18 protein-coding genes and 2 pseudogenes are annotated in these 19117 nt (G+C 74.4%); 7 read left to right on the top strand and 13 right to left on the bottom strand.

Going from position 1 to position 19117, the window contains the following annotated elements; all coding sequences use genetic code 11:
* The first annotated feature begins 12 nt into the window (after window positions 1-12).
* The 3 genes from ABD879_RS21500 to ABD879_RS21490 all read left to right on the top strand — a co-directional run bounded on the left by ABD879_RS21500 (window position 13) and on the right by ABD879_RS21490 (window position 2422).
* A complete protein-coding gene (locus tag ABD879_RS21500; RefSeq protein ID WP_345023310.1) occupies window positions 13-669 on the top strand; it encodes a TetR/AcrR family transcriptional regulator in 657 nt (218 codons plus the stop codon).
* A gap of 98 nt (window positions 670-767) precedes the next feature.
* Window positions 768-1112: a hypothetical protein gene (locus tag ABD879_RS21495; RefSeq protein WP_345023309.1), complete on the top strand. Its 345-nt coding sequence runs from the start codon at window positions 768-770 to the stop codon at window positions 1110-1112.
* A 353-nt stretch (window positions 1113-1465) separates the two neighbouring features.
* Window positions 1466-2422 carry a DNA polymerase domain-containing protein gene (locus tag ABD879_RS21490; RefSeq protein WP_345023308.1) on the top strand — a complete coding sequence of 319 codons (957 nt, stop codon included), beginning with the start codon at window positions 1466-1468 and terminating at the stop codon, window positions 2420-2422.
* Between the two features lie 85 nt (window positions 2423-2507).
* Here ABD879_RS21490 and ABD879_RS21485 read toward each other — a convergent pair whose 3' ends face one another.
* From ABD879_RS21485 to ABD879_RS21435, 11 genes are all read right to left on the bottom strand, one after another.
* A complete protein-coding gene (locus tag ABD879_RS21485) occupies window positions 2508-4343 on the bottom strand; it encodes an ABC transporter ATP-binding protein (protein ID WP_345023307.1) in 1836 nt (611 codons plus the stop codon).
* Window positions 4340-4891 (bottom strand): TlpA family protein disulfide reductase, encoded by a 552-nt coding sequence (locus ABD879_RS21480; protein WP_345023306.1) that lies wholly within the window; start codon window positions 4889-4891, stop codon window positions 4340-4342. Before ABD879_RS21480 ends, ABD879_RS21485 begins: the two co-directional genes overlap by 4 nt.
* 26 nt (window positions 4892-4917) lie before the next feature.
* Window positions 4918-5463 (bottom strand): MauE/DoxX family redox-associated membrane protein, encoded by a 546-nt coding sequence (locus ABD879_RS21475; protein ID WP_345023305.1) that lies wholly within the window; start codon window positions 5461-5463, stop codon window positions 4918-4920.
* 4 nt (window positions 5464-5467) lie between these two features.
* Window positions 5468-6490 (bottom strand): MvdC/MvdD family ATP grasp protein, encoded by a 1023-nt coding sequence (locus tag ABD879_RS21470; RefSeq protein ID WP_345023304.1) that lies wholly within the window; start codon window positions 6488-6490, stop codon window positions 5468-5470.
* The gene (locus ABD879_RS21465; protein ID WP_345023303.1) at window positions 6487-6768 is read right to left on the bottom strand and encodes a hypothetical protein; all 282 of its coding nucleotides are present in this window, start codon (window positions 6766-6768) and stop codon (window positions 6487-6489) included. The genes ABD879_RS21470 and ABD879_RS21465 overlap by 4 nt, the downstream gene beginning before the upstream one ends.
* Entirely contained in the window at window positions 6768-7190 is a 423-nt protein-coding gene (locus ABD879_RS21460; RefSeq protein WP_345023302.1) for a hypothetical protein, read from the bottom strand. The genes ABD879_RS21465 and ABD879_RS21460 overlap by 1 nt, the downstream gene beginning before the upstream one ends.
* 100 nt (window positions 7191-7290) lie before the next feature.
* Window positions 7291-9408, bottom strand: coding sequence for an AfsR/SARP family transcriptional regulator (locus ABD879_RS21455; RefSeq protein ID WP_345023301.1), 2118 nt, complete (start codon window positions 9406-9408; stop codon window positions 7291-7293).
* Between the two features lie 288 nt (window positions 9409-9696).
* Window positions 9697-10338, bottom strand: coding sequence for a GNAT family N-acetyltransferase (locus ABD879_RS21450; RefSeq protein ID WP_345023299.1), 642 nt, complete (start codon window positions 10336-10338; stop codon window positions 9697-9699).
* A gap of 145 nt (window positions 10339-10483) precedes the next feature.
* Window positions 10484-12100 carry a cellulase family glycosylhydrolase gene (locus ABD879_RS21445; RefSeq protein ID WP_345023298.1) on the bottom strand — a complete coding sequence of 539 codons (1617 nt, stop codon included), beginning with the start codon at window positions 12098-12100 and terminating at the stop codon, window positions 10484-10486.
* A gap of 264 nt (window positions 12101-12364) precedes the next feature.
* Window positions 12365-13126 carry an enoyl-CoA hydratase gene (locus ABD879_RS21440; protein ID WP_345023297.1) on the bottom strand — a complete coding sequence of 254 codons (762 nt, stop codon included), beginning with the start codon at window positions 13124-13126 and terminating at the stop codon, window positions 12365-12367.
* A gap of 67 nt (window positions 13127-13193) precedes the next feature.
* Window positions 13194-13985, bottom strand: a complete 792-nt coding sequence (locus tag ABD879_RS21435; RefSeq protein WP_345023327.1) for an SAM-dependent methyltransferase — start codon at window positions 13983-13985, stop codon at window positions 13194-13196.
* A gap of 125 nt (window positions 13986-14110) precedes the next feature.
* On the opposite strand from ABD879_RS21435, the gene ABD879_RS21430 reads away from it, so the two are divergent.
* The gene (locus tag ABD879_RS21430; RefSeq protein WP_345023296.1) at window positions 14111-15463 is read left to right on the top strand and encodes a cytochrome P450; all 1353 of its coding nucleotides are present in this window, start codon (window positions 14111-14113) and stop codon (window positions 15461-15463) included.
* Window positions 15464-15521: 58 nt separating this feature from the next.
* Here ABD879_RS21430 and ABD879_RS21425 read toward each other — a convergent pair whose 3' ends face one another.
* Window positions 15522-16595 (bottom strand): S1 family peptidase, encoded by a 1074-nt coding sequence (locus tag ABD879_RS21425; protein WP_345023326.1) that lies wholly within the window; start codon window positions 16593-16595, stop codon window positions 15522-15524.
* Between the two features lie 388 nt (window positions 16596-16983).
* On the bottom strand, window positions 16984-17298 hold the full coding sequence (locus ABD879_RS21420; RefSeq protein ID WP_345023330.1) for a hypothetical protein: 315 nt from the start codon (window positions 17296-17298) through the stop codon (window positions 16984-16986).
* Window positions 17299-17317: 19 nt separating this feature from the next.
* Here ABD879_RS21420 and ABD879_RS21415 point away from each other — a divergent pair.
* The 3 genes and pseudogenes from ABD879_RS21415 to ABD879_RS21405 all read left to right on the top strand — a co-directional run.
* Window positions 17318-17569, top strand: a pseudogene (locus ABD879_RS21415) (winged helix-turn-helix domain-containing protein); the annotation flags it as partial.
* Window positions 17566-18315: pseudogene (locus ABD879_RS21410) on the top strand (histidine kinase dimerization/phospho-acceptor domain-containing protein); the annotation flags it as partial. The pseudogenes ABD879_RS21415 and ABD879_RS21410, both read left to right, overlap by 4 nt.
* Before the next feature lie 337 nt (window positions 18316-18652).
* Window positions 18653-18907: a sensor histidine kinase gene (locus tag ABD879_RS21405; RefSeq protein WP_345023295.1), complete on the top strand. Its 255-nt coding sequence runs from the start codon at window positions 18653-18655 to the stop codon at window positions 18905-18907.
* Window positions 18908-19117 lie beyond the last annotated feature (210 nt).

Here is a 19117-nt window from a genome sequence, read left to right as displayed (position 1 = left end):
AACGTCGTTATGATGAAGGTGTCAACCAACGGGGCGCGGGGCCGGGACGTCCGGCCGGTGCGGACGCGGCTGCTGGAGGCGGCGGCGCGACTGCTGGCCGACGAGGGTCCGAGGGCGCTGACGACGCGCCGGCTGGCCTCGGAGGTGGGCGCGTCGACGATGGTCGTCTACCACCATTTCGGGGGCATGCCGGAACTGGTGCACGCGGTGATCGCCGAGGGGTTCGCGCGGCTGGCCGAGCGCATGGCGGCGGTCCCCCGCACCGACGACCCGGTGACCGACCTCGGCCGCCTGGCGCTGGCGTACCGGGCCAACGCCCGCGCCAACCCCCACCTGTACGCGGTCATGTTCGGCGGCGTCCCGCCGGGCGGGCAGGCGCCGCCCGCCGCGGAGCCGGTCGCGTCCGGCGCCGCGTTCGGCGCGGCGGCCGAGGCCGCCGCCCGCGCCATGGACGCGGGACGGCTGCGCCGCGACGACCCCGAGCACGTCTCGGCACAGGTGTGGAGCGCGGTGCACGGGCTCGTCATGCTGGAGCTGGCGGGGCAGCTCGCCGGGCGAGCCGAGAGCGTGCTCATCTCGCTGCTGGTCAACCTGAGCGTCGGCCTGGGGGACGCCCCCGATGCCGCCGCCCGCTCGCTACGGGCCGCCCTTGACGCGCCCGCCCCTTGATCCGGCAGGCCCCCGCCGGCATGTGATGATCTTGCGTAACCCAGGTGCAGAAAACCGGGCGAATGACCCACCATGGAGGTGTGACGGGGATGCACGGAATGAGCGATCAGCCGTTGCTGCGGCTGGGCGCTCAGATGGCCGAGGTCGAGGCGCTGTACGCGTGCGTGCTCAACGCCTCCGACCAGCACACCGAACAGCGCGCCCTGCGGGAGCTCGCGGGGGCGGGCGCCCGGCTCGCCGACCTGGCGGACGCCGCGGCGGGCCCGCCCGACGGCGGCCGCAAGACGGCGACGGGTGCCGTGGCGGCACGCGCCCCGAAGCGGCCGGTCCGCATCCGCATCGCCTGCTCCGCCCCGGCGCCGCCGCGCCGGAGCAAGCTGCAGCGCCGCATCTCGGGGGCGCGGCGCACCGTCGACTGGATCGTCTCGCGCACCGGCGGCTGACCGCCCTTTCGGTGGCGCCGAAGAGCCGTCTGCTCGGTCGAGACCCGGTAAGGGGCTTGGGCGCATGAACGATGTGCCGTGGCTTTGTCCACGGCGGTGCGCGCGGAGCCTACGGAGATGCCGGCGCCTGGCCGGGATCAACTCCCCCGTCCCAGCTTCCGCGGAAGGGCCCATGACATGGGAAGGAACGCCGCACCACGCCGCGAGCGGTCCGGTCCGCTTCCGCATCGTCCGCCCGGCCTTGCGGGACTGTCCGCGCCTCCGCCGCGACCGCGCCTGAGCGGTCGCCTTCGCGCGGAGGCGATGCATGAACACCGCCGCGCGAGGTATCTCCCGTCCGGGAGGTGGTCGGCATGGGCGGCGGTGAGGTCCGCGACGGGGTTCCGCTCACCAACCTCGACCAGCCTCTGTTCGAGGGGGCGGAGGCGACCAAGCGCGACCTGGTCGACTACCTGGACGCCATCGGGGAGCGGTTCGTGGCGCACCTGGCGGATCGGCCGCTGTCGGTCGTGCGGGTGCTGCGCGGCCAGGCCCCGTTCATGCAGAAGAACCTGCCGAAATACACCCCGCCGTGGGTGCCGGGGATACGGCTGTGGGCGGAGTCGTCCAGGCGCGAGGTGACGTACGCGCTGTGCAACGACCGCCGTACGCTGCTGTGGTTCGCCAATCAGCGCGCCGTGGAATACCACCTGCCTTTGGTGCGCGTCGGGCATTGGGACGAGCCCACGCATCTGGTGCTCGACATCGACCCGCCGGACGGGGACTCGTTCGGCCTGGCCGTCCGCACCGCTCGTCTCGTCCGGCAGGCGCTGGCCGACTCCGGCCTGGCGGGAGCGGTGAAGACGAGCGGTTCCAAGGGCGTGCACGTGTTCGTGCCGGTGGCGCGGGCGACGGTGGAGGAGGCCGCGGCCGCGACCCGCGCGCTGGCCGCGCGCGCCGAACGGCTCGACCCCGCGCTGGCCACGACGGCGTTCATCCGCGAGGACCGTGCGGGCAAGGTGTTCATCGACTCCACCCGCGCCGGCGCGGCGACCGTCGCGGCCGCCTACAGCCCGCGTGTCCGTCCGCACGCACCGGTGTCGTTCCCCGTGCCGTGGGACGAACTGGGCGACGTCGCCCCCGGCGATTTCACGCTGCGCACGGCCGCGCCTCTGGTCGCCGACCGGGACCCGTGGACGCGGCTGATGCCCGCGCCGCAACCGCTCGGCGCCGACCTGGTGGAGGAGGGCCGCGCCATCCCGGTGGCCCGCGTGCAGGCCATGCACGAGGGGAAGCGCCGCGCCCGCGCCCGCCGCGCCGCCGAACAGTAGCGGCGACCGCCGATGCGCGAACATCCACCGAGACGTCCCCGCACCGGCTCAGGCCCGCACCGCCACCGGACGCCTGCATGGTCGGTCAGGTCGTCGTGAAGGTGGATGCGTCGTCGGCGGCGTCGCGGTAGCCGTCGGCCTGGAGCGTGAACAGGCGGGCGTAGGTGCCGTTCCGGTCGAGCAGCTGGTCGTGGGTGCCCCGCTCGATGACCGTGCCGCCGTCCAGCACCACGATCGTGGACGCGTCGCGGACGGTGCTGAGCCGGTGCGTGATCAGCAGGCTGGTGCGGCCGGTGCGGTGGTCGCGCAGGTTCCGGTGCACCTCGTGCTCGGCCTCGGCGTCCAGGCCGGAGCTGGGCTCGTCCAGGATGAGCAGGTCGGTGTCGTCGCGCAGCAGGGCGCGGGCGATGGCCACGCGCTGCCACTGGCCGCCCGACAGCAGCACCCCGGTGCCCGGGTCCTCCCACAGCGGCGACTCGAACGTCCGCGACAGCATCGTGTCGTAGCCGCGCGGCAGCGCGGCCAGGGCGTCGTGGCATCCGGCGCGGCGGGCGGCGGCCTCGATGCGGGCGCGGTCGTCCAGCGCGGCCAGGTCGCCGACGCCGATGTTGTCGGCGGCGCTCAGCTCGTAGGCCATGAAGTCCTGGAAGACGGTGCCGATGCGGCGGCGCAGCTCCTCGACGGGCAGGTCCCGCAGGTCCACGCCGTCCCACAGGATGGCGCCGCGGGTCGGGTCGTACAGGCGGCACAGCAGTTTGACCAGGGTGCTCTTGCCGCCGCCGTTGGGCCCGACGAGCGCGGTGGCCTCCCCGGCGGGGATGGTGAGGGTGACGCCGCGCAGCACCCACGGCAGGTCGTCGCCGTAGCGGAACCACACGTCGCGCAGCTCGATGCCCTCGCGCAGCCGGGGGACCGCGCGGGGGCGGGACGGCGCGGGCAGGTCGGGCCCGGCGTCGACGACGTGCCGGTAGTGCCCGAACAGCAGCATGGCCTCGTGCAGCCGGCCCGCGCTGCTGGTCACGATGGTCAGGCCGTCCTGGACGCCCGCGACGGCGGCGACGAACACCGACACGTCGCCGATGGTGAGCCGTCCGGCGCGGGCCGCGTGCACCGCCCACACCAGCCCGCCGGCGGCGACCAGGGCGCCCAGCAGCCCGTGCGCCCCCTGGACGAGCAGCTCGCGGCGGCCCATGCGGCGCCGGGCGGCGTTGATCCAGCGCAGTTCGGCGAGCATGCGGCCGCCGAACAGGGCGCCGAGCCCGTACAGCCGCACCTCCTTGGCGGCGCCGAGGCTGGTGAGCAGCTGCGAGTAGAACAGCTCGCGGCGGGTGGCGTGGCCCAGGTCGGCCAGCATGCGCGCCCGGAAGCGGCTCAGCCGGATCTGCCCGTGCAGCGCGACGGCGCCCGTCGCCGCGACCAGCACCAGCATCCACGGGCTCAGCACGGCGAGGGTGGCGAGGAACCCGGTGACCATCAGCAGGCCCTGGACGCCGTCGAGGCCGCCGTCGACCACCTCGGACGGGCCGGTCGGGCCCGTGTCGGCGGCCAGCGACAGCCGGTCGTGGAAGTGCGGGTCCTCGAACCGGCGCAGGCCGGGCATGGCGGCGACGGCCTTGTAGAGGCGGGCGCGCGCCGTCAGGTCGATGGCCCGTCCCAGCTCGCCCTCGACGTACCGCAGCAGCTGGGGCACCAGCGCGGCGGCCACCCCCGCCGCGCCCAGCGCCAGGACCGGGACCAGCAGCGGCGATCCGGGGACGGCGAGCCGGTCGAGCACCACCTTGGTCAGCCAGGCGACCAGCACCGGCAGGGCGCTGGCCACCACGGCGAGGGCGACGCGCGCCAGCAGCCGGGCGGGGCCCGACGCCCAGGCCAGCCCGACCGCCGACGCCAGGTGGCGCGGGGCCGCCCGGTCGCGGGTCATGCGGACGCCAGGTCGGGGATGCGGTCGGGCAGCGCGTAGCTGGCGACCATCACGTCGTCGCGCAGCACGCCGTACGCGGGCAGCGCGCCCACCCCGAAGGCGCGCACCAGCGGTCCCCCCTCCTCGCTCTCGGTGAGCACCCGCGCCACCGGAGCGAGCCGTTCGCACAGCTCGCCGACCCCGGCGGAGGCGCCCAGCACCACGGCCAGGACCTGGTCGCGGCCGCCGGGCGCCGCCTGCGCGCGCTCCAGGAACCCGGGCACGCTGTCCTCGCACAGCGGGCAGCCGGGCGCCAGGAAGCCGATGAGGGTCGTGCCGGTCAGGTCGTCCCGCGTCACCAGGCCGCCGTCGGCGGCGGTCACCGCGAACTCGCCGACGCGGGTGCCGGGCGCGACGTCCAGCGGCGCGGGCTCCGCCGGCCCGCGCGGGCGCCCGTCGGCCAGCAGCCGGGTGTGCTCGCCGAGCCGGCGGATGACGGCCAGCAGCAGCACCATGTTGACCAGGCACAGCGCGCCGACGGTGGTCACCGCGGCCGTCGCGTACGACATGCGGCCTCCTCACGGAAACGTCGCGGCTATCGGGACGGCGGCCCGGACCGGACGGGCCGCACCAGGAACACCAGCTCCTCCAGGTCGATCAGCAGCAGCGCGGCCGCCGCGCCGGCGATCACGGTGAGGGCGAGGGTCTGCCCCGGCGGCGGCGGTCCGGCCGCGGCGGCCAGGACGGCGCCCGCCGCCGCGACCAGCAGCAGGATCACGTTGCGCACCAGGTGGACGGCGCCGGGCGGGCGCCGTCCCGCGCCGAAGCAGCGGCACGGCACCCGGACCCGGTTGCGCACCATCCGGGCGACGGCGACGGTGAACACCGCCATCAGCAGCGTCGCCGCCGCCGTCGCCGCGACGGCGAGCGCCGGGACCGCCGCGGCGACCGCCGTCGCCGCCTCGGCGGTCACCATCACCGCCGCCAGGGGTCCCGCGGCGCGCCGCGGGACCCCGGCGCCGGTCGACAGCCAGCGGCGGAAGTCCGCGTAGGCGGCCCGGCCGGAGAGCTTGGCGGCCGCCGAGAACGCGAACGTCACCGCGACGACCGCCTGCGCGCCCGCCGCCAGGTAGGACGGCACGTCGCTAGTAGCCGATCTGCGTCACCTCTCCCCGTGTGAACGGCCCGCCGCGCATCAGCAGCTCGGCCATGTGGTCGCCGAGGTCGAGGCCCAGGTCGTGCTGCATCCACATGAACTGGCCCGCCGGGTTGACCTCCAGGAAGACGTGCTCCCCTTCGGGCGTGACGATGAAGTCCACGGCGGCGTACACCGCGCGCAGCTCGGTCAGCAGCTCCTGGGTCTTCTTGACGACGTCCTCGGGCAGCGGGCGGTAGTCGCCGTAGGGCAGCGAGCCGACCTCGCCCGAGGCGCCCCGCCAGTCCACCGCCGTCCGGTCGTCCCGCTGCGAGTCGATCACGACCGGGAAGTAGGTGTTCCCGAGCACGGTCAACCGCACCTCGTAGGCCTTGTCGACGTACTCCTGGAACATGCACATGGTGTGGCCGACCCGGTCGAGATGCTCGTGGATCTCGTCGCCGACCACGGCGGTGAGCAGCCCGCCGGGGAACGCGCCCGGATAGTGGATCACCCCGCCGATCTGCGACTTGTACACGATCGGCCGTTCGGAGCGTTCCACCAGCGCGGCGACCTCCGCCGGGTCGTTGGTCAGCAGGGTGCGCGGCGTGCGCAGCCCCACCCGCCGGGCCAGTTCCAGCTGGTACGGCTTGAGCTCGCCGACCGCGTCGATGTCGGGCCGGTTCACCCACAGGCAGTCGGTGGCGCGCAGGATGCCGCCGATGGCCTGCATGGCCTCCTTGCGGGCGAACAGCCGCTCCGGTTCGCCCATCTCCGGGTCGAACTGGAACGCGGTCGGACGGCGGTACCACACCGACGTCAGCCGGTCCAGGTCGACCTCGCGGTCGCCGTGCCGCATGATGCGGCGGCGGCCGTCGAAGTCGGAGGTGGTGAACGTCAGCCGGCGCGGGAAGTAGCTGAGGTCGACGCGGACGACCTCGGCTCCCCGGGCCGACAGGGTCTGGATCACCGGGTCGACCGTGGGGTCGAACTCTTGGGTCAGAATGAGGACCCGGGGGGCCGTCGACGTCATGAGCAGGTGTCGTCCCTGCACTTGTCGCTGCCCTGGTAGCAGCTGGTGTTGGTGTTGGTGGCGACGCCGGCGGTGATCGAGCCGGGCGGGAAGACCCAGGTCTGGGTCTCCTCGTCGTAGTGGCCCTCCTCCGGCTTGGCCGGGTAGCCGTCCCAGTGCGAGTACAGGTAGGCCAGCGGCTGCTTGCGCGGGTCGACCGGCGGCCGCGGTTCGATGCGGTGCCCTTCGATGAAGGACAGAGCCGTCTGCAGCGGCTCCCTGGTGAGGGTGTGGGACATCAGTGACTTCCCTTCCCCGCCGGGGTCTCCGGCGGACGTTCCGGGGACGACGGAGGTGACGGCGGGCCGCCGGAGCCCGGGGCGCCCGCGCCGGGCCGCGCCGGCTCCTCGCCGGGCGGCGGCCCGGCGAAGGGCTCGGTGATCCCGGCGATCCCGGTCACCTCTCCGGAGAACCGCCAGACCAGCTCGACCTCGTCGTAGTGCCCGGCGGTGAACGCCAGGTCGTGCTCCGGCTCGTCCTCGCCGGCCTGCTGGTACAGGTAGCCGAGGGGCGCGCCGGGGGCCAGCCGCCGCTGCTCGCGCAGCCGCGCGGGGACACCGCGTACGATGAGCGAGCCGTCCTGCAGTTCCGGTGGATCGAAACGCAGGAACGCCGGCGGATCGGTGGGCCTGGAGTCCGTCGGACCAGCGTTTTCGATCACGGCTGCAGCATCGCCGATCGGCGCTTTCGCTCCGCTCTCAGTTCGCTCTCAGCCCGCCGGCACGCGAACCCCCCAGGTCGAAGGTGTGATACGGGGCGGGTCAGGCGGGCATGCCGAGGAGGGCGCGGCGGCTCGTCCGGTCGCCGCCGCGGTCGGCGGCGGCCAGGCCCATGCGCAGCACGCGGCGGCGCTCGTCGTCGCGGCCGAGCCGGGTCAGGAACGGCAGCGCGGCGCCGGCCAGCGCCACCGTCAGGTCGTCGTGGCCGTGCTCCCACGCCTGCTCCAGCGCCGCGCGCACCGCGTCGGCCTCGGCGTCGTACCAGGCGTCGGGGCATTCCGGCAGCGGAACGCGGTGGCCGGCCGCGCGTGCCGGTCCGGCGGTGCGCGCGGACGTGCCGAACAACCGGGCCCCGATCTCCTCGAGCAGGTACAGCCATCCGCCGAGCATCCGCCGCACGGCCGCGTCCCGCGCCGGGCGCGGCTCGGTGGCGCGGACGCGTTCGGCGGCGTAGAGCCGCAGCAGGTCGCAGCGGCCGTAGCGGGGCTGCCCGGCGGCGTCGTCCCCGAGCGGGTCGAGCAGGCCCGCGTCGGCGAGCGTCTCCAGGTGCGCCGTCGCCGTGTGCACCGGGACGTCGAGCAGGGCGGCGGCCGTCCACGCGGCGAAGTCGGGCGTGCGCAGCAGGCCGAGCAGCCGGAACGCGCGGCGCGGCGCCGCGTCCAGGGCACAGTACGCGGCGTCCAGGCCGGGGCGGACGGCCAGCCCGTGCACCTCCAGCCCGTCCAGCCTGCGGTCCTCGTCGCGCAGGGCGGCGGCCAGCCGGGCGGGGCTCAGCGCGGGCCGGGCCGCCAGGCGCACCCCGGCGACGCGCACGGCCAGCGGGATGCGGTCGCAGAACCGGACGATCCGCGCCGCCGCCGGGTCGTCGGCCAGGCCGTCGCGGCCGCTGACCCGGCCGAGCAGCCGGACCGCGTCCGGCCCGTCCAGGCCGGTCAGCCGGATCTGGCGGGCCCCGGCGAGACCGCCGAGGAAGGTGCGTCCGGTGACCAGCACGGCGGAGCCGGACGACCCGGGGATCAGCGGGCGCACCTGGGCCTCGTCCACGGCGTCGTCGAGGATCACCTGGACGCCGCGGTCGGCCGTCAGCGACCGGTAGAGCGCGGCGCGGTCGTCGAGCGCGGCGGGAATGGCGGCGGCGTCGGCCCCGAGGACGCGCAGGAACCGGCCGAGGACGTCGCACGGGTCGGCGGGGCGGCCGTCCGGGCCGCGCAGCACGGCGTACAGCTGCCCGCCGGGGAACAGCGCGGCCGTGCGGTGCGCGACGTGCACGGCCAGCGCGGTCTTGCCGATTCCGGGCATCCCGGTGATCACGAAGACGAGGGGGCCGCGCCGGGCGGTCAGCATCGGCTCGCTGATCGCGGCGGCCTCCGCGGCGCGGCCGGTGAAGTCCGGCACGTCCGGCGGGAGCTGCCGGGGCACGGGCCGCAGGCGCCCGCCGCCCCGCAGCGCGGCCGCATGGGCGCTGCGGATCTCCGCGGACGGGGCGATGCCCAGCTCGTCGGCCAGCCGCCGCCGCACCCGCTCGACCTGGCGCAGGGCCTCGGCGGGCCGTCCGGCCGTCGTCAGCAGCCGGACGAGCGCGGCCTGCAGCGGCTCGTCGTAGGGCGCGGCCGCGGCGACCTCCCGCACCAGCGGCACGGCCTCGGCCTGGCGGCCCAGCCGGCACGCCAGGTCGGCGAGGGCCGCCGCGCAGTCGACCCGCGCCTGCTCGACCGCCCAGACGACGGGGTCGGCGTCCAACCCTTCGGACCGGCCGCCCAGCACCGGCCCGCGCCACTCGCCGAGCGCGGCGGCCAGCAGCGACAGGCGCCGCCGCGGGTCGGCCGCCGTCTCGCTCTCCCGCACCCGCCGGGTGAACCGGGCGATGTCGACGGCGTCGTCCGGGACGGCGAGCCGGTATCCGGCCCCGGTGTGCTCCAGGCTGCAGGCCGTCCCCGCGACATCGCGCAGCCACCGCCGGAGCCGGTGCGCGGCGCACTGCAGCCCGCGCCGGGTCCCCTTGTCGGCTCCCCAGGCCAGCGTCAGCAGCCGCTCCTCGCCGACGACCTCGCCCGGGGTGAGCGTCAGCACGCCGAGCAGGGCGCGCACGCTCGGCCCCGGCAGCGGGACGGGCCGGCCTTCGCTGCGGACCACCAGATCGCCCAGGACGAGGATCTCCACCACGGCGCGCCTCTCGCCGACCCCGGTCGGGGTGCCCTGCTGGGACCGTCACCTTCGCCGATCAGGCGCGGTTCACGATCATGATGAAGGTAGATTGGTTCGCTCACCCGGGCAAGACCGCGCCGCCGGAAAGGTCCATCGGCGCGGCGGCCCGCGCTCTTTTCCGCGGCACGGCATTTTGATCTTGGCCTGCGGCGCCGCACCGTCCGGCCCCCTCGACCGGATGTGGCCCGTAACCGCTTTCGGCCATTTCCTGCGGCAGAAGATGCGTTCGCCGACCAGCTCTGGTCAGGGGGTCCACACCATGGTGCGCTGATGGACGCGGCGGCCTTGGTAGCGCAGGCCCGGGATGACGGGCGCCGGGCCGTGTTCGACGAAGCCCTTCCGTCTGAAGAAGCGGACGGCGCGGGTGTTCTCGGCCACGGTCTGCAGGTGGCAGCCTCCGGCGCCGTGTCCGGAGACGCGCTCCAGCCAGTGGTCCATGAGGCGGTCGGCGGCACCGGTGCCGCGGGCCTCGGGGATCACGTTGATGTGCAGGTGCGCGGGCCATCGGGCGTCGTGGAAGTCGCCGGCGACCGGTGTCCGCCGCGCCGCGGCCCATGCCAGGTCGGCGAGGCTGCGGGCGAAGAACCGCGCCGACCGCGGGCGCAGGAACGGGCGGTACCGCCTGATGGCCCCTTCCACGCGGGCGACCTCGCTGGGGAACGCCGCGCTGTCCAGGCAGCCGGCCAGGTAGCCGACGACGCGGCCGTGCCGGATCGCCAGGAACAGCGAGCCGGGCTCCAGGTCCATGTACGGCTTGAGGTAGACCGCCGCCTCGGATTCGTCGTGGCCCCACAGCGAACCGCTGGGTGAGCCGGCCGCGGCGCGCGCGTACAGGGCGTGCAGTTCCGGCCGGTCCCGTTCGGTGAACGTCCGGATCGTCACCATCCCCGCCTCCGCCCTCTCCCGGCTCGCGCAGCGGCTTCGACCATAGCCGCCGAGCCCCGGTGACCTGCACATTCGCGACATGGCGCCCGAATGCGCAAGCCGCCGCGCGTCCTCGGCGAGGGCGCGCGGCGGCCGTGCTGCCGGGTCAGGCGGTCTCGCAGGTGAAGCCGTTCAGGGTGAAGGCGCCGGGCTCGGCGGGGTCGCCGGTGTGGGTGGCCTGGAAGCCGATGTCGATCGACCCCTGGGCGGGGATGGCGGCGTTGTACGACACGTTGGTGGCGGTGACGCGGCCGGAGGCCGGGGAGTAGGTCGCGCCCCACCCGGAGGTGATGGTCTGGCCCGCGGGCAGGGTGAAGGCCAGGGACCAGCCGTTGACGGCCGTGTCGCCCGTATTGGTGATCTTGATGTTGGCGACCAGGCCGTCGTTCCAGGCGTTGACGGTGTAGGCGACGCGGCAGGCGCCCATGCCGCCCTCGGCCGTGGTGAACGTCGCGGTCGGCGACGGCGCGGACCGGTTGCCCGCGAAGTCGCGGGCCCGCACGTACACCTCGTAGCGGGTGGCGGGGGTGAGGCCGGTGAGGGTGACGGAGGCGGTGGCGGTCTGCCCGAGGAGGGTGCCGTCGGCCCGGTGGACGTCGTAACCGGCCAGGCCGGAGCCGCCGGTGTCGGTGGAGGCGGACCAGGTCAGCGTGGCGCTGGTCGCGGTGATGTCGGACGCGGTCGGGGCGCCGGGCGCGGTGGGCGCCGTGGTGTCCGGGTTCTCGCCGCTGTAGACCGTGGCCTCGCGGGCCGTCGCCCGGATGCCGTCGGCGCCGTTGAAGATCCGCTGGCCCCAGCCGGTGAGCTGCGACGGGTCGAAGTTCGCCACCATGTCGAGGTATTCGACGCCGCCGCCGTTGCCGCTCCACGACCAGCCGATGTAGCCGACGCCGCGCGCCTGGGCCTCGGCCATGACGGTGTCCTCGTCCGGGTCGCCGTCGGAGTGGTCGAACCCGAACTCGCCGATCACCAGCGGCAGCCCGGCGGTGCGGAACCGGGCGAGGTAGTCGGTGATCTCGGCGGCCGTGTCGAACACCCCGTACATGTGGACCGAGAAGACGGTGTTGCGGTCGGGGTCGGCGGCGAAGACGGTCCGGGCGTTGTCGCGCATGGTGAACTGCCAGTCCTGGCCCCAGTTCGGCGCGTCCACCATGAGCAGGTGGTCGAAACCGGCGTCGCGCAGCCGCTGGATGGCGTTGGACGTGGCGGTCGTCCAGTCCGGTGTCACGGGGTTGTTGCCGACGGGTTCGTTGCCGATGTTGATGACGATGTAGTCCTCCTGGCCGACCAGCACTTCGCGCAGGCTCAGCCAGTAGTCGACGGCCTGGTCGAGGGTGCGGGCGCCGTCCTGCTCGCCGTAGCCGGTGGTGTCGTGGTTCTCCAGGACGCAGATGAGCCGGTTCTGCTTGCACAGTTCGATGACGTTGGCGACGTCGGACGGCCCGTTGGCGGTCCAGCGCCCGCCGCTGAGCACCACCCGCACGGTGTTGGCGCCCAGTGCCTTGATGTCGGCGAAGGCGCGGGTCTGCGAGGTGTACCAGGTGTGGGCGTGGCTGACGCCGCGCATGATGAACCGGTTGCCGTTGGACTCGGCGATGTCCGTTCCGCTGACATGCAGCCCCGCTGCCGCGCGGGCGGGGGCGGCGGTCACGAGCGTCGAGGCGAGCAGCGACGCCAGGGCCGCCGCCACCGCGACGGCCCAGGACCGGAGGGAGGGTTTCATCCGGATGTCCTCCTTGCGGAGTCGGGGTGCAGATGAACGCGCCACAGGCCGGGTCCACCCGCCGACGGCCAGAGCACCCACGAAGCTAGGCACGCGCCGCACCGCCGTACAGTGCCGACGGCGCGCGGTCTCGGGCAGGCGCGCGCCGCCCACCCGTCGCAGGCCGGTTGAGCAGAGGGAACACGCCCGCGGCCGGGGCCGGGCGGCCGCGGCGCGCGGTGAACGTTTCATTCGGCGGCGGCCGGCCGACCCCGCCCGGTCCGGTCAGCCGCTGATCTTGCGGCGGAGGGCGGTGAGGCGGTCCTTGGTGGCGGGCAGGGTCAGCGACCACATCTGGTCGCGGGTCTCGTCCTCGAGCACCTGGTCGTGGCCGCGTCCGTCGCCGGCGCGCCGCAGCGACGCCTTGGTGCGGCGCAGCAGCTCGGGGTCGACGTCGCGGGCGCCCGCGGCGAGGGCCTGCGCGGCGGGGAGCAGTTCGGCGTCGGGGACGCAGCGGTACGCCAGCCCGGCGGCGACGGCGGCGGGGCCGTCGAGGCGGTCGCCGAACAGCACCATCGCGGCGGCGGTCTGCGGCCCGACCAGCCGGTGCAGCATCCAGGTGTGCCCGCCGCCGGGGTGCAGGCCGATCTTCAGGAAGCGGGTGTCGAACCAGGCCGACTCGGCCGCGATCCGCACGTCGCAGGCCAGCGCGAGGTTGAGCCCGGCGCCGACGGCCGGTCCGTTGACCGCCGCGATGGTCGGCAGCGGCGAGCGGGCCACCCGCAGGAAGCCCTGGTAGACGGTGGTGACGCCGGACGTGTCGCCGTCGGCGGCGGCGAGCAGGTCGGCCAGGTCGGCGCCGGCGCAGAAGGCCGGGCCCGCGCCGGTGACCACCACGGCGGCGGTCGTGCCGTCCGCCTCCAGCCGGTCGAACGCTGCGGTGATCTCGCCGACCAGGGCGCCGGAGATGATGTTGCGGCGGTCGGGGTCGTTCAGCGTCAGCGTGGCCACGCCGCGCTCGACGGCCACGTCCAGCAGCGCGGTCACCGGGGCGTCTCCAGACTGCTCATGCGCCGATCCTCTCATCACCGCCGGGCGCCCGCCGAACCGGGTTCTAGCCGGGTTTGCGGCCGACCCCGGCGTAGCACCACTGGCGGTCGGCGTCGGGCGGGAGGGTCGTGCCGGGGTCGGGACGCCACTTCGACAGCGTGGTCAGGCCCGGCTCGACCAGCTCGAAGTCGCCGAACATGCGCAGGACGTCGGCGCGGCCGCGGAGGGTGATCTGGGAGCTGGCCGTGTCGTAGGCCGCGGCGGCGTCGCGGATCCGGCCGCCGCTGTCGAAGTCGTCGGTCACGTGCGAGATGGCCAGGTAGCTGCCGGGGGCCATGGCGGCGCGCAGGGAGGCGGCGATGCCCTGCGGGTCGTCGGCGTCGTCGATGAAGTGCAGCACCGCGAACATCAGCACGGCCACCGGGCGGTCGATGTCGACGAGCTTGCGCAGCTCGGGGTCGTCCAGGATGTCGTCGGGGCGGCGGGCGTCGCCCTGGATGACGGCCACGCCGGGCCGTCCGGCGAGCAGCGCGCGCCCGTGGGTCAGCACGACGGGGTCGATGTCCACGTACACGATGCGCGAGTCGGGGGCGACCTGGTGGGCGATCTCGTGCACGTTGCCCTGGGTGGGCAGCCCGGAGCCGATGTCGATGAACTGGCGGACGCCGGACGCGGCGAGGAACCGCACCGCGCGCCGCAGGAAGGCGCGGTTCTCGCGCGCCATGTACGGCGTGTCCGGTGCGCGGCGGACGACCTCGTGCACGGCCTCCCGGTCGACGGCGTAGTTGTCTTTGCCGCCGAGGAGGTAGTCGTACATGCGGGGGACGTTCGGCGTCCGCGGATCGACCGTGTTCAGTGTCCTCTCCTGGCCTGCATGACGGGCTTTGCGGAAATACCGACATTCATCGCGATATGCCTGAGATCATGAAAGCATAGCGATTCATCCTGGAGATACCGAACGCGACCCCGACGTGGAGTGCCATGCGACCAGGTGACGGCAGTGTTCTCGCGCAGATTCCGGGGCCGGACGGCGACGGCGCCGAGGCCATCGTGGCGGCGGGCGGGCTGCACAACTACCAGCTGAAACTGCACGCCGAATACGGGCCCGTGGTGCGGTTCCCGCTGCCCGGCGTGGACCGGGCGGTGTCGGTGGCCGACCCGGTGCTGCTGGAGGCCACCGCCAAGATCAACAAGCGTCCGGACAAGCTGTTCGAGTTCCTGGCGCCGCTGCAGGAGTCGGGCAACCTGCAGACCATCCCGGCCGACGAGCACATCCCGTGGCGCCGGGTGATGCTGTCGGTGCTGGCCGGGCGCCCGTCGCACGAGGCGCACTTCGCGCGGTTCACCGCGCTGGCGACCGAGCTGGCCGACCGGTGGGCCGAGCGCGCCGCAGGCGGCCCGATCGCGCTGCAGCACGACCTCGCCGAGCTGTCGCTGCGCATGATCTGCCACTACGCGCTGGGCAGCGGCCTGGCCGACGACGAGACCGCCGGACGGGTCGTGTCGGCGTTCGAGACCGTGCTGACCGAGTATCTGGAGCGCCAGTACCAGGGTGACGAGAAGGACCGCAGGCGCGCCGACGAGGCGCTGGCCTACCTGCGCTCCGTCGTCGACCAGGTGCTCGAGGCGCACCGCGCCCGCGGCGGCGCTGACGGCGCGCCCGAGCGCAGCGACCTGGTGGCGGCGCTGTCGGCGGCGGGCCAGCCACCCGCGCGCATCCGCGACACCGTGCTGATGACGATGCTGGCCGCCCATCACACCACCGGCGTCGCGATCTCCTGGACGCTGTACCTGCTGGGGCGGCACCCGGACGCGGCCGAGCGGGTGGCCGAGGAGGTCGACCGGGTGCTCGGCGACCGGGCCGTCCCCGAGTACGCCGACCTCAAGCGGCTGACGTATCTGGACATGGTGGTCCGCGAGACGATGCGGCTGTACCCGCCGGGGCCGTACGGCGCCCGCGAGGCCACCGAGGACGTCACCCTGGGCGAGTACACCGTCCCGGCCGGGACGACCGTCTTCTACCCGTTCTGGGCCGTGCACATGAACCCCGAGTACTGGCCCGACCCGGAGCGGTTCGACCCCGAGCGCTTCACGCCGGAGGCGTCGGCCGGGCGGCCCAGGCTCGCCTACATCCCGTTCGGCATCGGCCCGCGCAGCTGCGAGGGCTCGACCCTCGCCATGGTGGAGGCCGAGCTGGTGCTGGCCGTCCTGCTCAAGCGGTTCCGGTTCGAGCCGGTGCCGGACCGGACGGTCACGCCGGTGGAGCGGTTCGTGCTGTGGGCGGCCGAGGACATCCACATGACCCTCGTCCCGCGGGAGCCCGCGCGGGGCTGACGACGGCGCGGGGCCGGGCGGGGTGCGCCCGCCCGGCCCCGGTCTGCGGGAGCGAGGATCAGAAGACGCTCACGCCGTAGGCGCTGAGCGCCTCGGTGACGGGCTGGAAGAACGTCGTGCCGCCGATGGTGCAGTTGCCGCTGCCGCCGGAGGTCAGGCCGAGCGCGACCGTGCCGGCGAACAGGGGGCCGCCGCTGTCGCCGGGCTCGGCGCACACGTTGGTGCGGATCAGGCCCGTGACGGTGCCCTCGGCGTAGTTGACGGTCTGGTTGAGCGCGGTGACCGTGCCGCTGCGCACGCCGGTGGTGCTGCCGCTGCGGCGCACCGACTGCCCGACGACGGCGTTGCCCGCGGACGTGATGTCCTGGTAGCCGGAGCCGTACAGGTAGACGTCACCGGTCTTGGAGATCGAGCTGTTGGTGTACCGGACGATGCCGTAGTCGTTGCCGGGGAAGCTGCTGCCGGCGCGGGTGCCCAGCACCGTGCTGCCGCTGGAGTTGGCGTACCAGGTCGAGCCGATGTTGGTGCAGTGCCCGGCGGTCAGGAAGTAGTAGGTGCTGCCGCTGCGGACGTTGAAGCCGAGCGAGCAGCGCCCGCCGCTGGCGTAGATGGCCTGCCCGCCCGCGATGAGCAGGTTGAACTTGCCGGGGACGTGCTCCAGCCGGACGGCGTCGCCCTGCTTGGCGGCGGCGCTGCGGACCTTGGCCAGCTTGTCGCCGGTGACCGAGTCGTCGTAGCTCAGCACGACCTGGTTGCTGACCGGGTCGACGCCCCAGGCGGTGCCCGGAATCTTCACCGAGCTCTCCAGCGTGTCGGTGACGCGCTTGAGGGCGGCGCCGTCGCGGGCGACCGTCCGGGGGACGGCCCCGGCCGCGCGCACCTGCTCGGCGGACTGGGCGTCGGTGACCGTGACGACGAGCTTGCCGGTGCCCTGGTCGATGTAGGAGCCCGCGGAGCGGGTGCCGAGCCGGTTCGCCAGGCTGGTGGCCAGGCCGCCGGGATCGGGGGCGGCCTTTGCCGCCGCGGGGGCGGCCGACGTGGGCGCGGCGACGGCGGCGGGCGCGACGGCCAGGGCGGTCGCGGCGGCGATGACGGTGGCTCCGACGACAGTGGCGGAACGGACGGGTCGCATCCTCACTGTGCCTCCAAACACGGTCAGGCGCCTCCGGGTGAGGTGTCCTGAATGACTTGGATCTTCAAGGCACCGGGGAATCCCGCACAAGACGAAGAAGTTGCCCAATGATCTGACCAGCTATGGCAATACTGCGAAAATGCCGAGTCAGCGCACGGTCAGGCGTGCCGTCGCCCTGCCGGTTCTTGACCATGAATAGTGTTACTTGACCGGATGCGGACGCCTATGTAACCATTCGCCAAGATCGTCCTTTTAGCCGCGGCCCGGCCGTCCGGACGGTGCGCCGACCGTCCCCGAGGCGGCACCCGCGGGCGCGGCGGCGAGCCGAGGTCCGCCCGTCCCGCCGGGGGAAGGGGGAGGCGGGACGGGCGGACCGGATCGCGGGCCGCTACGGCGTGGCCAGCGCCTCGGTGGGCGACAGCCGCGACGCGCGGATCGCCGGATCCTCCAGCGGCAGCTGCGCCTGCTCCCCGGTGAGCGTGCTGCCGGGCTTGACGGTCAGCAAGTTGGTGCCGAGCGCGGCGAGGGTGCGGTCCAGGTCGGCGCGCGAGGACGAGGAGATGCCCACCACGCCGACCATCGCGGCGATGCCGAGCGCCGACAGGAACGCCCGCAGCGGGCGGGTGCGCAGCCCAACGGCGCCGACCTTCACCGCGTCCCCCGGCCGCAGCCGGGCCGGGCGCAGCGTTGCGGCGGCGGCCATCAGCCCACCTCGCGCGCGGCCGCGACCCCGCCGGGTGTTCCGGGACGGCCGCTACGTCCCGCTGGCCCGAAAGGAGTTCGCCGTGCTCGCCGAGCTGCTGCGCGCCGACGGGGCGGTGGTGTCCGCCGAGGTGCTGCTGGAGAAGGTGTGGGACGAGCACGCCGACCCGTTCACCGGCGCCGTCCGGCTCACCATCCTCAAGCTGCGCCGCAAGCTCGGCGAACCGCCCGTCATCGAGACCGTCAAGGGAGCGGGGTACCGGATTCCATGAGGCCGACCATGCTGCCGCCCCCGCCGCCCGCCGCGCCGCCCGCGCCGGCGGACGGGCCCGCCCGGCCGCGGCGCATGTCGCTGCGCGTCCGGCTCACCCTCACCTACGCCGCGCTGTTCCTGGTCGCGGGCGTGGTGCTGCTCGGCGTGACGTACGCGCTGTTCACCCAGAGGGTGGCCGAAGGCCGGGTGAAGGTGATCACGACGTCGCAGCGGACCGGCGGGCCGGGCGAGGGTGCGGCGCAGTCGTCCGAGCGCTGCCTGATCGACGGTCCGGGCGGTCCGCCGACCGACGGGTCGCAGCTGGAACGGCTGGCCCGCGAGCAGAGCGACCGGCTGCGCGAGGCCGCGGCCACGTCGCTGATCACGCAGGGCGCCGTGGCGCCGGCCGTGGTCGGCGGCGCCGCCACCGGGTTCGCCTGGCTGATCGCGGGCCGCATGCCGGCCCCGTTGCACCGCGTCACCGAGACCGCCCGGCGCATCGCCTCCGCGCCCGCCGCCGACCGCGGCCTGCACGAGCGGATCGCGCTGCGCGGCCCGGACGACGAGGTCAAGGAGCTGGCCGACACCTTCGACACCATGCTGGAGCGGCTCGACCGGTCCTTCGACGGGCAGCGCCGCTTCGTCGCCGACGCCTCGCACGAGCTGCGCACCCCGCTCACGCTCGGCCGGGCGCTGGTGGAGCTGGCCATGCACCGCCGGTCCGCCTCGCCCGACGTCCGCCGGCTCGGCGAGAGCCTGCTGCAGATCAACGCCCGGCACGAACGGCTGATCGACGGCCTGCTGCTGCTCGCCCGCTCCGACCACGAGATCACCGAGCGCGCCCCGGTCGATCTGGCCGACGTGGTGGGGCACGTCTCCGCCCAGACGGAGGCCGAGGCCCGGGAGGCCGGGGTGCGGGTGCACGAGCAGGCGGACGAGGCGCCCACCTCCGGGGACGCGCTGCTGCTGGAGCGGCTCGTGCAGAGCCTGGTGGAGAACGGCATCCGGCACAACGTCCCCGACGGCGGCTGGGTGCAGGTGTCCAGCCGCACCCGCGGGGACGGCCTGGTGGAGGTGGAGGTTGGCCAACACCGGGCCGGTCGTGCCCCCGTACGAGATCGCCGGCCTGTTCGAGCCGTTCCGCCGGATGAACCGCGACCGCGTCGTGGACGCCGAGGGCGCCGGACTCGGGCTGTCGATCGTGCGGTCGATCGCCCGCGTCCACGGCGGCGCCGTCACCGCGGTTCCGCGCGACGGCGGCGGGCTGGTGGTGACCGTCACACTGCCCGCCGAGCCGGGCGCGGCCCCGGCCCCGGCCCCGTACCCGGCGGGTAGCCGGACGATCCCGGTCGGCTGATCACCCGGCCGGAACCTCCGCCTCCGGTCGCAGGATTTTTCGCTGGCGGCGTACGCAGGAAGGTTCGGCCGACGCCAGGGGGTTGAATGCGGGGTACGCACTCCTAAGGGGAGGAAGCCCCTCCTTGAGGGAACCGGCGCCCGAGGAGCGACGACATGTTCGAGAGGTTCACCGACCGCGCGCGGCGGGTTGTCGTCCTGGCTCAGGAAG

This window comes from Actinomadura keratinilytica, assembly GCF_039539665.1.
GTDB classification, from domain to species: Bacteria; Actinomycetota; Actinomycetes; order Streptosporangiales; family Streptosporangiaceae; genus Spirillospora; species Spirillospora keratinilytica.
Note: the sequence above shows the minus strand (reverse complement) of the source record. Positions and strands in the feature narration are given on the sequence as shown.